The organism is Vibrio sp. 10N.222.46.A1, from assembly GCF_041473595.1.
Lineage (GTDB): Bacteria > Pseudomonadota > Gammaproteobacteria > Enterobacterales > Vibrionaceae > Vibrio > Vibrio tasmaniensis_A.
In genome coordinates, this window is sequence record NZ_JBFRSN010000826.1 from 1 (window position 1) to 980 (window position 980).

The window sequence follows — 980 nt, forward strand, 5'->3', positions numbered from 1 at the left end:
GAAGGCGGCGTCGTCGTATTAGCTTCTGGCGACCCATTGTTCTTTGGCATCGGCGAATCGTTATTAAAAAAACTGCCTAATGATGAAGTACGCTTTATTCCCTCCCCTTGTTCAATGCAACTCGCTTGCAGCCGAGTCGGCATTGCATGGCAAGAAACCAAAGCAATTTCACTACATGGAAGAAAGCAGCATTACGATGGCATTAAAGGTATCGCAAGCCAAATGCAATGGGGAACTAGCTACTGCTTGCTAACCGATGTTCAAAACAACCCAGCTCGTATTGCGAAACACTTAGTCGACTTTAATCAACAAGGTTGGACGGCTTGGGTATGTGAGAACTTAGGTGGCACCGACGAAAAGATAAGCCAGTGGACTCTCGAAGACCTCGCACTAAAAAGTTCCGACGACTTCTCTACGCTCAATGTAATGGTACTGCACCGAACGCTACCTCATGCGTGGGGTGAATTGGGCCAATACGCCAACGATGATGACTTCATGAAGCGCATGCCTAAGCGCGGCTTAATTACCAAACAGCCCGTTCGTCACTTAGCGTTAGCAAGTATGCGTATTCAGCCAAGATCTGTGGTGTGGGATATAGGCACAGGCTCAGGTTCTATTGCGATAGAAGCCGCTAAACAGTGCTATCAAGGACAAGTCTTCACCATTGAATCAAACCAAGAATGTTATGAGTCGGTCGAGGCTAACTTTAGAGCGCACGGTACCGACAACGTGCAACTGATTCGAGATAAAGCCCCAATACAGCCCGACACCTTGCCTCAGCCAGACAGTATTTTTATTGGTGGAAGCCGCGGCAACATGCACACCATTTTAGATTTCTGTTGGTCAGCAATAAAACCGGGCGGCGTTGTGATCGGTTCTGCAGTGACTGTCGATTCAGTTTGCGAACTTCATCAATGGAGTAAAGACAGCAATGCTCCGACACAGGTTCAACTGGTCTCTATATCAACAGGTGTACCACT

Annotated in this window: 1 protein-coding gene; it reads left to right on the forward strand. The window is 47.7% G+C overall.

Translation table 11 applies throughout. The features are described from left to right. A partial coding sequence (gene cbiE, locus AB4496_RS20595) for a precorrin-6y C5,15-methyltransferase (decarboxylating) subunit CbiE (protein WP_372131820.1) occupies nucleotides 1-980 on the forward strand: 980 nt, incomplete at both ends.